Consider the following 13,921-nt stretch of genomic DNA (forward strand, 5'->3'; position numbering starts at 1 on the left):
CCGGGCGGCGGTGCCATCCCGTATTCCCGCATTTCCAGTATCCGACGAGGCATCCCATGCGCGCTGCCGCGCCCGCCGTTCGCTTTCTTCCTGCCGTCGTGCGGCGCACGCGTGCCATCGCGCTCACGGCGGGCATCGCGTTGCTGCCGGGCTGCCTGTCGCTCGCGCCACCGGACGAGCGCCCTGCCGCACCGATTCCCGCATCGTTTCCGGATCCTGCCGCCGACGCAACGCCGCCGACCTCCGCGGCGCCCGTGCCCGACTGGCCGGCCTACTTCGTCGACGCACGGTTGCGCGCGTTGATCGCGCAGGCGCTCGCCGACAACCGCGATCTGCGCGTGGCCGTTGCAAGGGTCGAGCAGGCGCGCGCGGTGTACGGCATCCGCAGCGCCGATCAATGGCCGACGATCGGTGCGGGCGCGGCCTATGCGCGGTTTCGCACGCCGGGCGGCTTCCTCACGCCGGCACCCGTCATCGGCCAGCTCTATGAAGTCCAGCTGGCCGAGACGCAATGGGAGATCGATTTCTGGGGACGCGTGCGCAACCTGAAGGAAGCCGCGCTCCAGCGCTATCTCGCGAGCGACGCGGCGAGACGGGCGGTGACGCTGAGCGTCGTCACCGGTGTCGCCAACGCATATCTGACCCTGTGCGAAATCGACGAACGCATCGCGCTGACCCGCGCGACGATCGACACACGCCGCGAATCGCTGCGGATTTTCCGGCTTCGCCACGCGGCCGGCGCGATCTCGCGCCTCGACCTCACGCAATCGGAAATCCTGCTGCAGCAGGCGGAATCGCTCGGCGTCCAGTTGCAGCAAGCGCGCGCGACGGCGGCCGATGCGCTGGCGTTGCTCGTCGGTGCGCCGCCGGCGCTGGCCGATACGCCGCTCGCGCTCGACGACGGCGCGGTGCTGCCGTCGCTCGCCCCCGGCCTGCCGTCGTCGTTGCTGACCCGGCGTCCGGACGTGATCGCGGCGGAGCACGAACTGCAGGCGGCCCGCGCGAACATCGGCGCGGCGCGCGCGGCATTCTTTCCGCGCATCGCGCTGACGAGCGCAGTCGGCTCGGGAAGCAGCGCGCTGCATGAACTGCTGTCGTCCGGCGCGGGCGTGTGGTCGGTGATTCCGAACGTCACGCTGCCGCTCGTCGACGGCGGCCGCAACCGGGCGAATCTCGCGCTTTCGCACGCGCAACGCGACGAGGCGCTCGCGCAGTACGAGCAGACACTGCAGCGCGCGTTCCGCGACGTGTCCGATGCGCTCGCCGCACGCCGCTGGCTTGCCGACCAGGTCGCCATCGAGCGCGCCACGCAGGCGTCGCAGGCCGAACGCGCACGCCTCGCGAAGCTGCGCTACGACAGCGGCGCAACGCGCTTCCTCGAAGTGCTCGATGCGCAACGGGACCTGATGAACGCCGAGCAGCAACTGGTCATGACGCGCCGTGCGCTGCTGTCGAGCCGCGTCGCGTTGTACGGCGCGCTCGGCGGCGGCGTGGTCGATACCGGCAACACTGCCGCGGCAACGGCTCCCCTTTCGACAAATTCGGACAACACACCATGAAAACCATCCCGCGCCCTCTTCTGATCGGTGCCGGTGCGGCCGTGCTCGCGATCGGCCTCGCGTACTACGGGTGGACGCGCTGGCGCGACGGCCAGACGGATGCGGGGCTCGTCAGCGGCAACGGCCGCATCGAGGCGACCGAAATCGACGTCGCGACCAAGCTGCCGGGGCGCATCACCGCCGTGCTCGTCGACGAAGGCGACTTCGTAACGGCCGGCCAGCCGCTCGCACGCATGGACGTCGTCGTCCTGCAGGCGCAGCTCGACGAGGCCCAGGCGCGCGAGCAGCAGGCCGTGAACACCGCGGCGAGCATCGACGCGCAGGTTGCGCAGCGTCGCAGCGACAAGGCCGCCGCCGCGGCCGTCGTCGTGCAACGGGAAAGCGAGCTGGACGCGGCCACGCGGCGGCTCGCGCGATCCGAAACGCTGTCGCGCGACGGAGCGTCGTCGCTGCAGGAGCTGGACGACGATCGCGCGCGCGCCGGCAGCCTGCGCGCGACCGTGAATGCCGCGCGCGCCCAGGTGGAAGCGGCCCAGGCAGCGGTCGACGCAACGCGGGCCCAGCTCGTCGCCGCGCGCTCGGCCGTGACGGCCGCGCAGGCGACCGTGGCGCGCGTGCGGGCCGACATCGCGGACAGCGAACTGACGTCGCCGCGCGACGGCCGTGTGCAGTACCGCATCGCCGAATCGGGTGAAGTCCTGCCGGCGGGCGGCAAGGTGCTCAACGTCGTCGACCTGTCCGACGTCTACATGACGTTCTTCCTGCCCGAAGCGGTCGTGGGCCGCGTGCCGCTCGGCGCCGACGTGCGGATCGTGCTCGATGCGGCGCCGGAATACGTGATTCCGGCACGCGTGTCCTATGTGTCGAGCACCGCGCAGTTCACGCCGAAGACGGTCGAGACGGCCACCGAGCGGCAGAAGCTGATGTTCCGCGTCAAGGCACGCATCGATCGCGATCTGTTGCAGCGCCACCTGAAGCGCGTGAAGACCGGATTGCCGGGTGTCGCGTGGCTGAAGACCGACCCGCACGCGGACTGGCCGGAGCGCCTCGCGATCAGGGTGCCGCAATGAACGCGACGACGTCCGCCGGAACCGATGCCGGTGCGATCGACGATTCGCCGGTGCCGGCCGATCGGCGCGTGGTCGCCCGGCTGTCGGGCGTCACGTTGCGCTACGGCGACCAATACGCGCTCGACGACGTGACCCTCGACATCCCGGCCGGCCGCATGATCGGCCTGATCGGGCCGGACGGCGTCGGCAAGTCGAGCCTGCTCGCGCTCGTGTCCGGTGCGCGCGCGATCCAGCAGGGCCGCGTATGGACGCTCGACGGCGACCTGGCATCGCGTCGCCATCGCGCACGCGTCTGCCGGCGCATCGCGTACATGCCGCAAGGCCTCGGTCGGAACCTGTACGCGACGCTGTCGGTCGAGGAAAACCTGCAGTTCTTCGCGCGGCTGTTCGGCCACGATGCCGCGGAGCGTCGCCGCCGGATCGACGCGCTGACGCGCAGCACCGGCCTGCAGCCGTTCCTCGATCGCCCGGCAGGCAAGCTGTCCGGCGGCATGAAGCAGAAGCTCGGCCTGTGCTGCGCGTTGATCCACGATCCCGACCTGTTGATCCTGGACGAACCGACGACCGGCGTCGATCCGCTGTCGCGCGCGCAGTTCTGGGAACTGATCGGACGTATTCGCGCCGCGCGTCCGACGATGAGCGTGCTGGTCGCCACCGCGTACATGGACGAGGCCCGCCGCTTCGACCGGCTGATCGCGATGGACGCGGGCCGCGTGCTGGCCACCGGCAGCCCCGGCGAGCTGCTCGAGCGCACGGGTTGCGACACGCTGGAAGCCGCGTTCATCGCGCTGCTGCCGGACGCGCGCCGGCACGGACACCAGCCGGTCGCGATCGAGCCGTTCCAGCCCGACCCGGCGGCCGGCTACGCGATCGAGGCCGACGCGCTGACGATGCGGTTCGGCGATTTCGTCGCGGTCGACCACGTGAGCCTGCGGATCCGCCAGGGCGAGATCTTCGGCTTTCTCGGCTCCAACGGCTGCGGCAAGTCGACGACGATGAAGATGCTCACCGGCCTGCTGCCCGCGTCCGAAGGCACGGCGACGCTGTTCGGCCGGCCGGTCGCCGCGAACGACATCGACACGCGTCGGCGCGTCGGCTACATGTCGCAAGGGTTTTCGCTCTACGGCGAACTGACCGTGCGGCAGAACCTGGTGCTGCACGCGCGCCTGTTCGGCGTACCGGAGCCGGACGTGCCCGCGCGCGTGACCGAAATGGTCGAACGCTTCGGGCTGGCCGACGCACTCGATGCGCTGCCCGAGCGCCTGCCGCTCGGGATGCGGCAGCGGCTGTCGCTGGCGGTCGCGATGGTGCACAAGCCCGAGCTGCTGATCCTGGACGAGCCGACTTCGGGCGTGGACCCGGTCGCGCGCGACGACTTCTGGCGGCTGATGATCGAGCTCGCGCGCGACGATCGCGTCACCATCTTCATTTCGACGCACTTCATGAACGAGGCCGCGCGGTGCGACCGCATCTCGCTGATGCATGCGGGCCGCGTGCTCGCGAGCGCCGCGCCCGCCGAACTGGTGCGCCAGCGCGGCGCGGCCACGCTGGAGGATGCATTCATCGGCTACCTGAGCGATGCACAGCGCGCTGACGGCGCGCAACGCGCGGGCGATGCGACGGCCGATGCGCCGTCCGACGCCGGCTGGCTCGCCGCGCCTCCCGCTGCGGCCAGCGCCGGCCACGCGGCCGCATGGTTCAGCCCGTCGCGCGCCGGCAGCTACCTGTGGCGCGAAGTGCTGGAACTTCGGCGCGACCCGTTGCGCGCGACGCTGGCGCTGTTCGGCTCGCTCGTGCTGATGTGCGTGATCAGCATCGGGATCAGTCTCGACGTCGACAACCTGACGTTCGCGGTGCTCGACCGCGATCAGTCGATCCTGAGCCAGGACTATGCGCAGAATCTGGCCGGTTCCCGCTACTTCGTGCCGCGCGCGCCGCTCGCGGACGACCGCGACATCGAGCGCCGCATGCGCAACGGGCAGCTGTCGCTCGCGCTCGAGATCCCGCCCGGTTTCGCGCGCGACGTCGCGCGCGGGCGCCGCGTGGAGATCGGCGCATGGGTCGACGGCGCGATGCCGATGCGCGCGGAGACGATCCGCGGCTATGTGGCCGGGATGCACGAAAACTGGCTGCGCGACCAGGCCAGGCGCCGGCTCGGCGTGTCGCTCGTCCCGGCCGTGGACATCGCGATCCGCTATCGCTACAACCCCGACGTCAAGAGCCTGCCGGCGATGATTCCGGCGATCATGCCGATGCTGCTGCTGATGCTGCCCGCGATGCTGACGGCGCTCGCCGTCGTGCGCGAACGCGAGCTCGGGTCGATCGTCAACCTGTACGTGACGCCCGTCACGCGGGCCGAGTTCCTGCTCGGCAAGCAGGCGCCGTACGTCATGCTCGCCATGCTGAACTTCCTGCTGATGGTCGTGCTGGCCGACGTCGTGTTCGGCGTGCGGATCAAGGGCAGTTTCGCGACGCTGGCGGCCGCCGTGCTGATCTTCAACGTTGTGGCCACCGGCATCGGGCTGTTCGCGTCGACGTTTACGCGCAGCCAGATCGCCGCGATCTTCATGACGATCGTCGGCACGCTGATTCCGGTCGTGCAGTTCTCGGGCCTGCTCACGCCGCTGTCGTCGCTCGAGGGCAGCGGCAAGTGGATCGGCACCGTCTATCCGGCCACCTACATGCTCGCGATCAGCCGCGGCGTCTACAACAAGGCGCTCGGGCTGGCCGACCTGTCGTCCCAGTTCTGGCCGATGCTCGCGGCGGTGCCGGTCATCCTGGTCATGACGGGCGTGCTGCTGCGCAAGCAGGAGCGCTGACCATGTCGCGCCTGCTCGTCATTTTCCGGCTCGGGGTCAAGGAACTGTGGAGCCTCGCTCGCGACCCGATCCTGCTCGCGCTCATCGTCTATACGTTCAGCGCGTCGATCTACGTCGCCGCCACCGCCCGCCCGGAAACGCTGCACAAGGTGCCGATCGCGATCGTCGACGAGGATGCGTCGCCACTGTCGGCGCGCATCGCGGCGGCGTTCTTCCCGCCGCAATTCGCGCCGCCGCCGATCGTCGACGCCCGCGCCGCCGATCGCGGGCTCGACGACGGCGACTACACGTTCTCGCTCGACATTCCGCCCGACTTCCAGCGCGACGTGCTCGCCGGCCGCCACGCGACGGTCCAGCTCAACGTCGACGCGACCCGCATGACGCAGGCGTTCACCGGCGGCGGCTACATCCAGCAGATCGTGTCGGGCGAGATCGATGCATTCGTGCGGCGCCATCGCGGCGCGGCATTGCCGCCCGTCGATCTCGCGATGCGCATGCGCTTCAACCCGAATCTCGACGAAGTCTGGTTCGGCGCGCTGATGGAACTGATCAACAACGTGACGATGCTGTCGATGATCCTGACCGGGGCCGCACTGATTCGCGAGCGCGAGCACGGCACGATCGAGCATCTGCTCGTGATGCCGGTAACCGCGGCGGAAATCATGCTCGCGAAGGTGTGGTCGATGGGACTCGTCGTCGCGACAGCGGCCGTCGCGTCGCTGATGTTCGTCGTGGGCGGCGCGCTGCACGTGCCGATTCCCGGCTCCGTGCCGCTGTTCGTCGCCGGCATGGCGTTGCACCTGTTCGCGACGACGTCGATGGGCATCTTTCTCGCGACGCTCGTGCGCAGCATGCCGCAGTTCGGCATGCTGCTCGTCCTCGTGCTGCTGCCGCTGCAACTGCTGTCGGGCGGGCTGACGCCGCGCGAAAGCATGCCGCCCGTCGTGCAGGACATCATGCTGGCCGCGCCGACCACCCATTTCGTCGAGCTCGCGCAGCGCATCCTGTATCGCGGTGCCGGGCTCGATGCGGTGTGGGCCCAGTTTGCCGCGCTGTTCGCGATCGGATGCGTGCTGTTCCTGCTGTCGCTGACGCGCTTCCGCAAGACCATCGGTCAGATGACTTGATCGACGCGTCGCGCCCGCGCCACCGGAATTCGTCCATTGATACAGATCAAGCGTGCCGGGGTGCGGCACGCGATCATGACGCCATGTCCTGCGCCACCAGCGGCGGCTGAATGGACGGCGACGCCGTCCACGGCGGCCGTTTCCCGGGAGAACGTCATGATGGGTCTGCCATACCGAAGCGCGCTTGCAACCTTCTGCGTGTTCATCGCGCTCGCGTCGCTGCTGGGCGTCGTGCACGCGATGCTGATCGACGGGCCGGTCGTCCCGTACGCGATCGTCGCGCTGGTGTCGGGCATCGTCGCGTTCGTCGCGCAACTGGATCCGGCATCGTCCGGGCGATAGCGGCACGGGGCGGCGTCAGCCCGTCCGCGCCCCGACATCCGGCCGCTGCCAGGCCGGCAGTTCCGCCCAGCCGAGCGGCCCGTAGACGGTGCCGCGGGCGGCCCGCGCACACAGGCCGCTATCCTGCCGCGTCCCGGGCCGAGGATTGATCCTCGTCAACCCGCACGCCGTCCGGGAATCGCTCCCCGCCGGCCGCGCGCGGATTCCGCAATTCCTGATTTCGGTCAATCGCCGCGCGCGCGTTCGGGATGTAATCGACTTACCGTTCCGTCGACTCTCGGTGAGACACTCCATGAAACTGACTTTTCTCGGCGCGACCGAAACCGTGACCGGCTCGAAGTACTTGGTCGAGCACGGCAGCCGGCGCGTCCTGGTCGATTGCGGCCTGTTCCAGGGAACGAAGAACCTGCGGCTGCGCAACTGGCGCGCGCTGCCGGTCGCGCCCGACACGCTGGACGCCGTCGTGATCACGCACGCGCACATCGATCACAGCGGCTATCTTCCGGTGCTGGCGCGGGAAGGCTATCGCGGGCCGGTGTACTGCACGGCGGCCACCGCCGAACTCTGCGACATCATGCTGCGCGACAGCGCGCGGCTGCAGGAGGAGGAAGCCGACTTCGCGAACCGGCACGGCTACTCGAAGCATCATCCGGCGCAACCGCTCTACACGCTGGACGACGCGCAGCGCGCGCTGCGCCTGCTGAAACCCGTCGCCTTCGACGAATGCACGGCGCTGGGCGGCGGCCTGTCGTTCCGGCTGCTGCCGGCCGGGCACATCCTCGGCGCGGCGAGCGTCGTGATGCACTGGGATCACAAGGTGCTCGCGTTTTCCGGCGACCTCGGCCGCTATCACGACCCGATCATGCAGCCGCCGCGCCCGCCCGCGCATGCGGACTATCTGGTCGTCGAATCGACATACGGCGACCGCCTGCATCCGGAGTCGGATCCCGAGAACGAACTGGCCGAGATGTTCGACAAGACCTTCGCGCGTGGCGGCGTCGTCGTGATGCCCTGCTTCACCGTCGGCCGCGCGCAGGAAATCCTGCACTACATCGCGCGGCTGAAGGCATCCGGCCGCATGGCGCGCGTCCCGGTGTTCGTCGACAGCCCGATGGCGACGGACGTGACCGAGATCTACCGCCACCATATCCTCGAGCACCGCCTGACCGTCTCCGAAGCGAACGCGCTGGGCCATGCGGCAACGATGATCCGGTCGGTCGACCAGTCGAAGGCGATTGCCGAACACCATGGCCCGATGGTCATCATTGCCGGCAGCGGGATGGCGACGGGCGGACGCGTGCTGCATCACCTGGCCCGCTACGCGCCGGATGCGCGCAACACGATCGCGCTGGTCGGCTACCAGGCCGCCGGCACGCGCGGCGCGGCACTGGCCGCGCACGAACCCACGCTGAAGATTCACGGCGAATACGTTCGCGTGCGCGCGCAGGTCGAGTCGATCACGACGCTGTCGGCCCATGCCGACTACGAAGAGATCCTGAAGTGGCTCGGTACGATGCCGTGCGCGCCCGTGCGGACGTTCGTCACGCATGGCGAACCCGCCGCCGCGGATGCGATGCGCCGGCGCATCGAGGAGCGCCTGCACTGGCGGTGCGAGGTGCCGACCTACGAGCAGTGCGTCGATCTGGACGCGGTTGCATCCGGCAACACGCAGGAGCCTGCCGCGCTGCCTACGTGACCCGACGCGCGGGCGAATCGCCGGCGAAACGCCCGCTGCGCGTCACGAAGCGCAGACGCGGCTTCGCCGGCCCCCGTCACGCGCGCGGCGGCAATCAGCCGACTTCGATGATGACCTTCAACGCATGGGTTTGCGCGGCGCGCCCGAACGTGTCGTAAGCGCGCTCCACGTCGTCGAGCGAGAACCGGTGCGTGATCAGGCGCGCCGGATCGAGGCGCCCGGCGCCGACGGTCTTGAGCAGCATCGGCGTGCTGACCGTGTCGACGAGCCGCGTCGTGATCGCGATGTTGCGATCCCACAGCTTCTCGAGGTGCAGGTCGGCCTTGACGCCGTGCACGCCGACGTTCGCGACGACCCCGCCGGGCGCCACGAGCGACGTGCACATCTCGAACGTCGCCGGAATGCCGACCGCTTCGATCGCGCAATCCACGCCGACGCCGTCGGTCAGCTTCATCACGTCCGCCACCGGGTCGCCGTCGCGCCCGTCGAAGCAGTCGGTCGCGCCGAAGCGCCGCGCGATGTCGAGGCGGTTGCTGTCCGGATCGATCATGACGATCCGCGCGGGCGAATAGAACTGCGCGGTCAGCAACGCGGCCAACCCGATCGGCCCTGCCCCGACGATCGCGACCGAGCAGCCCGGCTGCACCTTGCCGTTCAGCACGCCGCATTCGAATCCGGTCGGCAGGATGTCGGACAGCATCACGAGCGCGTCCTCGTCCGCGCCGGCCGGAATGCGGTACAGGCTGGTCGGCGCGTGCGGGATGCGCACGAACTCGGCCTGCGTGCCGTCGATCCGGTTGCCGAGTATCCAGCCGCCGGTCGTGCAATGCGAATACAGCCCGCGGCGGCAATACTCGCAGCGGCCGCACGACGAGATGCATGAAATCAGCACGTGGTCGCCCGGTTTCAGCGAATCGACCGCGGCGCCCACCTGCTCGACGATGCCCACGCCTTCGTGGCCGAGAATGCGGCCCGGTTCGCAGGTCGGGACGTCGCCCTTGAGGATGTGCAGATCGGTGCCGCAGATCGTCGTGCGCGTCACGCGGACGATCGCATCGGTGGGCGACTGCAGTGCCGGTTTGGGCCGCTCTTCGAGCGCCTTGCGCCCGGGGCCGTGGTAAACGAGTGCTTTCATCGCTGTTCCTCCATCGAAAGGGGGGCCTGTTCAGGCATTGGAGCGGCGCCACGCCGTGCCTGTGCCAGCAACGCCGCGAGCGCACAGGAGGCGACGCGCACGGCGACGCCGTCGGCGCGGCTCGTGAGCACGATCGGCACGCGCGCACCCACGACGACGCCCGCGTTTGCGGCACCGCCCAGGTATTCGAGCTGTTTCGCGAGCATGTTGCCCGCTTCGATATCGGGCACGACGAGGATGTCGGCACGGCCGGCAACCGGCGAATCGATGCCCTTCTTGCGCGCGGCCCGCTGCGATATCGCGTTGTCGAACGCGAGCGGGCCGTCGACGATCGCGCCCGTGATCTGCCCGCGCCCGGCCATCTTCGCCAGTGCCGCCGCGTCGAGCGTCGAGCGCATCGCCGGATTCACGGTCTCGACCGCGCACAGCACCGCCACGCGCGGGCACGCGACACCCAGCGCATGCGCGACGTCGATCGCGTTCTGCGTGATCGATGCCTTCCTGGCCAGATCCGGAGCGATATTGACGGCCGCGTCGGTCAGCAGGAACGGGCGCGGATACGCGGGCGCCTCGATCAGGAAACAGTGAGACATGCGCTTGTCGGTGCGCAGGCCCGATTCCGCGGCGACGACCGCGCCCATCAACTCGTCGGTGTGCAGGCTGCCCTTCATCAGCGCGCCGGCGCGGCCCGACGCCGCGAGCGTCACCGCGCGGGCCGCCGCCGCGTGGCTGTGCGGCACGTCCTCGATCGTCCATTTCGCCAGATCGACGCCGGCTTCGCCCGCCACGCGCGACACCTTCGCCCGCGGCGCGACGATCAGCGGCTCGATCACCGCGCCCAGCGGCGACGCATCGATCGCGGCCAGCGCAGCGAGGCTGGCCGGGTCGCACGGATGCACGACGGCCACCGTCAGCGGCGGCGCATGGCGCGCACGCGCGATCAGCTCGGGCAGCTCGCCGTCCGCGCGCGGCAAGAGGCCGGGCAGGCATGCGCCGGCGGACACGTCCGGATGCAGGTTCATGTTCATGTCTCGAGCACGTAGGTGCCGGGGGCCGCGCCGAAGCCGGCGGCCGGCACGCGGGCCGACACGTCGCCCGACGAATGCGCGCGCAGCCAGTCGCGCCAGCATGTCCACCACGATCCGTCGACGGCCGGCGTTTCGCGCACGAAGTCGTGCCGGCTGCGGTAAGGCGCGCCGGGCTCGCGCGTCGCGCAGCGATAGTGGCGCCCGGGGTGCCCGGGCTCGGACACGATGCCGGCATTGTGTCCGCCGGAAGTCAGCACGAACGTCAACGCGTGGTGCGTGAGCAGGTGCAGCTTGTAGACGGAGCGCCAGGGCGACACGTGATCGCGTTCGGTCCCGACCACGAACGTCGGCACGTCGATGTCCGACAGCGCGACCGGCCGCCCGTCGACGCAGTAGCGGCCGGCCGCGAGATCGTTGTCGAGGAAGAGCCGCGTCAGGTATTCCGTATGCATCCGGTACGGCATGCGCGTGGTGTCCTCGTTCCACGACATCAGGTCGTTCGGCTTGGTGCGCGTGCCGAGCAGGTATTCGCTCATCATGCGCGACCAGATCAGGTCGCGCGCGTTCAGCAGCTGGAATGCGGCGGACATCTGCGCGCCGTCCAGATAGCCCTGCCGCCACATCAGCGCATCGAGCGCGGACAGTTCGCTCGCGTCGATGAACAGGCCGAGTTCGCCGGGTTCGCTGAAATCGGTCTGCGCCGCGAGCAACGTGACCGAGCGCAATGCGTCGTGCTGCCGCCCGTCGCGCGCGAGCGCCGCCGCGCCGATCGCCAGCAGCGTGCCGCCGAGGCAGTAGCCGACCGCGTGGACGGCTGCGCCGCAGATCGACCGGGCCGCATCGAGCGCCGCCATGCAGCCGTCGCGCAGATAGTCGTCGAGGCCGAGTTCGCGCGCCTCCGCGCCCGGATTGCGCCAGGACACGGCAAACACCGTGTAGCCGGCATCGACCAGGAAGCGGATCAGCGAATCGTGCGGCTGCAAATCGAGGATGTAGTACTTCATGATCCACGACGGCACGATCAGGATCGGCTCGCGTGCCACGGCGGGCGTGGTCGGATCGTATTGCAGCAGCTCGCACAGCGCGTTGCGCCATACGACGCGGCCCGGCGTGATCGCCACGTCGCGCCCCGGCAGATAGCTGCGCGTGTCGCGGGCGCGCGTGCCGCTCGTGCGATCGAGCAACGCGTTCGCATCGTCCAGCCAGTGTTGCGAGCCTGCCGCGAGATTTGCGCCGCCGCTGCGCATCGTCGCGTCAATCACGACCGGGTTGGTCGGCAGGAAATTGCCCGGTGAGCACGCGTCGAGCCACTGTCGCGCGGCGAATCCGACCAACTCCTCGTGATGTCGTTCGACGCCGGGCACGCCGCGCGTCGCGTCGCGCCACCAGCGCTGGACCGCCAGGAAGCCGTCGCGATACGCGCAAAACGGCCATCCGGACCACGCGGGCGCGGCGAAGCGCGGATCGGCCTGCCCGGCGTGCACGGCCAGGCCGCGCGTATCGGCGTCGTCGGCGGCGGCGCTCTCGCCCCGGCTTGCGGCCGGCGCGAGGGCGGCCAGCCACGCCTGCGTCGCGAGTTCGAAGCATTTTCCGGGCGACACGGCCAGATGCGCGCCCCAGTCGAGCATGGCCAGCGCCATCGACACGGGCGACAGCCCGAAGGTCATCGCGGCCACGTTCGCATGCGCGGCGCGGTTCCATTGTTCGGCGGGCGACGTGCGGGCCGCCGTGCAGTCGGCCGCGCGCGACGCCGGCTCGTTCGTACCCGTTGGCCGCATCGATTCGCGCTCGATCGGCAAGCGCATGACGGATGCCTTCATCGCATGTGCATGCCGCCGTTGACGTCGAATTCCGCGCCCGTCGCGAACGCCCCCGCGTCGGAACAGAGGAACGCGACGAGTTCGGCGATCTCGCCGGGATTGCCCAGGCGGCCGACCGGAATCTGCGGCAGGATCTTCGTGTCGAGCACTTCCTTCGGCACCGTCTCGAGCATCGCGGTCGCCAGGTAGCCGGGCGCCACCGTATTGACCGTGATGCCGTGGCGCGCGAGTTCGAGCGCCAGCGCCTTCGTGAAGCCATGGATGCCGGCCTTCGCGGCCGCGTAATTCGCCTGCCCGTATGCGCCGCGCGAACCGTTCACCGAGCCGATGTTCACGATCCGCCCGAAGCCGGCCTCGATCATCCCCGGCACGAACGGCTTCGTCATGTTGAACATGCCGTCGAGATTGGTGCGCAGCACCGCGTCCCACATGCTCTTGGTCATCTTCACGAAGGTGGCGTCGTGCGTGATCCCGGCATTGTTGACGAGCACGTCGACACGACCGAACTCGGCCAGCACGCGCGACGCGCAATGCTGGCACGAATCGTAGTCGGCGACGTCGACTTCGAACGCGTGGAACGTCCTGCCCGCCTCGCGTTCGTGCGTGAGCCACGTCGCGACGTGGTCGTTGCCTTCGGTATGCGACACCGCCACCGTCATGCCGGCATCATGCAGGCGCCGGCCGATCGCGGCGCCCAGGCCGCCCATTCCGCCCGTGACGAACGCGACGCGATCAGCGCACATGGTCGTTCTCCGGTGCGCCGGCCGTGCCGTTCAGGCGGCGCACGGCAAGCGGCGCCCCGTCGTTCGCGTCCTCGATTCCGCGTTCCAGCGCCGTCATCCAGTCTGCCCACGGCATGCTGGCTTCGTTGACCACGGCCAGTCGTTCCAGATCGGGCAACCAGTCGGTCTGATAGCGCGACAGCGCGCCCGCGCCATATTCGCGCGCCCAGGTGCGCCATGCGCCGGCGCTTTCGAATTGCGCGCGCATGCTCAGCTCGGTGGCGTCCTGCCAGAGCGCGACGCTCGCGACCGCGTAGTCGCGCATCACCTGCCGGGCCGCCTCGCCGAAGGCCGTCCACTCCTTCGTGTCCGCAAGTGCCTGCTGCAGCCGCCGAACCGCGTCGCGATCGCGTTCGATGCGCCGGCCTGCCAGCGCATGCCACTCGTGCTGCCAGTCGCGGTTCAGCGCGACCAGGCGCAACGCGAGATCGCAGCCCGCGCGGCAAACGTCGTTCGGTGTCGTCAAAGCGTACGTACTCATCGGCTTTCCTCTTTCGATCCGGTCAATGGGTTGGCATCCCGCCTCGCGCCGCCTGCCCGGGA

At 69.6% G+C, this 13,921-nt stretch carries 11 protein-coding genes; 6 read left to right on the top strand and 5 right to left on the bottom strand.

What is annotated here, in order from left to right:
* Window positions 1–56 precede the first annotated feature (56 nt).
* The 6 genes from HW466_RS26660 to HW466_RS26685 all read left to right on the top strand — a co-directional run bounded on the left by HW466_RS26660 (window position 57) and on the right by HW466_RS26685 (window position 8,613).
* Window positions 57–1,559, top strand: a complete 1,503-nt coding sequence (locus tag HW466_RS26660) for an efflux transporter outer membrane subunit (RefSeq protein ID WP_174905756.1) — start codon at window positions 57–59, stop codon at window positions 1,557–1,559.
* The gene (locus tag HW466_RS26665; protein ID WP_174905757.1) at window positions 1,556–2,629 is read left to right on the top strand and encodes an HlyD family secretion protein; all 1,074 of its coding nucleotides are present in this window, start codon (window positions 1,556–1,558) and stop codon (window positions 2,627–2,629) included. The genes HW466_RS26660 and HW466_RS26665 overlap by 4 nt, the downstream gene beginning before the upstream one ends.
* Window positions 2,626–5,448, top strand: coding sequence for a ribosome-associated ATPase/putative transporter RbbA (rbbA, locus tag HW466_RS26670; RefSeq protein WP_239006089.1), 2,823 nt, complete (start codon window positions 2,626–2,628; stop codon window positions 5,446–5,448). The genes HW466_RS26665 and rbbA overlap by 4 nt, the downstream gene beginning before the upstream one ends.
* A 2-nt stretch (window positions 5,449–5,450) precedes the next feature.
* A complete protein-coding gene (locus HW466_RS26675) occupies window positions 5,451–6,575 on the top strand; it encodes an ABC transporter permease (RefSeq protein WP_151006016.1) in 1,125 nt (374 codons plus the stop codon).
* Window positions 6,576–6,731: 156 nt separating this feature from the next.
* Window positions 6,732–6,917, top strand: a complete 186-nt coding sequence (locus HW466_RS26680) for a DUF2964 family protein (protein ID WP_059768733.1) — start codon at window positions 6,732–6,734, stop codon at window positions 6,915–6,917.
* A 292-nt stretch (window positions 6,918–7,209) separates the two neighbouring features.
* Entirely contained in the window at window positions 7,210–8,613 is a 1,404-nt protein-coding gene (locus tag HW466_RS26685; protein WP_151006015.1) for an MBL fold metallo-hydrolase RNA specificity domain-containing protein, read from the top strand.
* Window positions 8,614–8,707: 94 nt separating this feature from the next.
* Here HW466_RS26685 and HW466_RS26690 read toward each other — a convergent pair whose 3' ends face one another.
* From HW466_RS26690 to HW466_RS26710, 5 genes are read right to left on the bottom strand one after another with little or no spacing between them, the layout of a single operon-like run.
* Complete coding sequence (locus HW466_RS26690) at window positions 8,708–9,748, bottom strand: zinc-dependent alcohol dehydrogenase family protein (RefSeq protein ID WP_059768736.1); 1,041 nt, start codon at window positions 9,746–9,748, stop codon at window positions 8,708–8,710.
* Window positions 9,745–10,776: a bifunctional enoyl-CoA hydratase/phosphate acetyltransferase gene (locus tag HW466_RS26695; protein ID WP_174905758.1), complete on the bottom strand. Its 1,032-nt coding sequence runs from the start codon at window positions 10,774–10,776 to the stop codon at window positions 9,745–9,747. Before HW466_RS26695 ends, HW466_RS26690 begins: the two co-directional genes overlap by 4 nt.
* The gene (locus HW466_RS26700) at window positions 10,773–12,596 is read right to left on the bottom strand and encodes a PHA/PHB synthase family protein (protein ID WP_174905759.1); all 1,824 of its coding nucleotides are present in this window, start codon (window positions 12,594–12,596) and stop codon (window positions 10,773–10,775) included. The genes HW466_RS26695 and HW466_RS26700 overlap by 4 nt, the downstream gene beginning before the upstream one ends.
* On the bottom strand, window positions 12,593–13,339 hold the full coding sequence (locus HW466_RS26705) for a beta-ketoacyl-ACP reductase (protein WP_060109529.1): 747 nt from the start codon (window positions 13,337–13,339) through the stop codon (window positions 12,593–12,595). The genes HW466_RS26700 and HW466_RS26705 overlap by 4 nt, the downstream gene beginning before the upstream one ends.
* On the bottom strand, window positions 13,329–13,859 hold the full coding sequence (locus HW466_RS26710; protein WP_151005888.1) for a hypothetical protein: 531 nt from the start codon (window positions 13,857–13,859) through the stop codon (window positions 13,329–13,331). Before HW466_RS26710 ends, HW466_RS26705 begins: the two co-directional genes overlap by 11 nt.
* Window positions 13,860–13,921: the final 62 nt, after the last annotated feature.

Source organism: Burkholderia territorii (assembly GCF_902833055.1).
GTDB classification, from domain to species: Bacteria; Pseudomonadota; Gammaproteobacteria; order Burkholderiales; family Burkholderiaceae; genus Burkholderia; species Burkholderia territorii.

Coding starts and splice junctions, on each gene's coding strand:
- HW466_RS26660 (WP_174905756.1), top strand. CDS start 57: ATGCGCGCTGCCGCGCCCGCCGTTCGCTTTCTTCCTGCCGTCGTGCGG.
- HW466_RS26665 (WP_174905757.1), top strand. CDS start 1,556: ATGAAAACCATCCCGCGCCCTCTTCTGATCGGTGCCGGTGCGGCCGTG.
- HW466_RS26700 (WP_174905759.1), bottom strand. CDS start 12,596: ATGAAGGCATCCGTCATGCGCTTGCCGATCGAGCGCGAATCGATGCGG.
- HW466_RS26675 (WP_151006016.1), top strand. CDS start 5,451: ATGTCGCGCCTGCTCGTCATTTTCCGGCTCGGGGTCAAGGAACTGTGG.
- rbbA (WP_239006089.1), top strand. CDS start 2,626: ATGAACGCGACGACGTCCGCCGGAACCGATGCCGGTGCGATCGACGAT.
- HW466_RS26685 (WP_151006015.1), top strand. CDS start 7,210: ATGAAACTGACTTTTCTCGGCGCGACCGAAACCGTGACCGGCTCGAAG.
- HW466_RS26680 (WP_059768733.1), top strand. CDS start 6,732: ATGATGGGTCTGCCATACCGAAGCGCGCTTGCAACCTTCTGCGTGTTC.
- HW466_RS26695 (WP_174905758.1), bottom strand. CDS start 10,776: ATGAACATGAACCTGCATCCGGACGTGTCCGCCGGCGCATGCCTGCCC.
- HW466_RS26710 (WP_151005888.1), bottom strand. CDS start 13,859: ATGAGTACGTACGCTTTGACGACACCGAACGACGTTTGCCGCGCGGGC.
- HW466_RS26705 (WP_060109529.1), bottom strand. CDS start 13,339: ATGTGCGCTGATCGCGTCGCGTTCGTCACGGGCGGAATGGGCGGCCTG.
- HW466_RS26690 (WP_059768736.1), bottom strand. CDS start 9,748: ATGAAAGCACTCGTTTACCACGGCCCCGGGCGCAAGGCGCTCGAAGAG.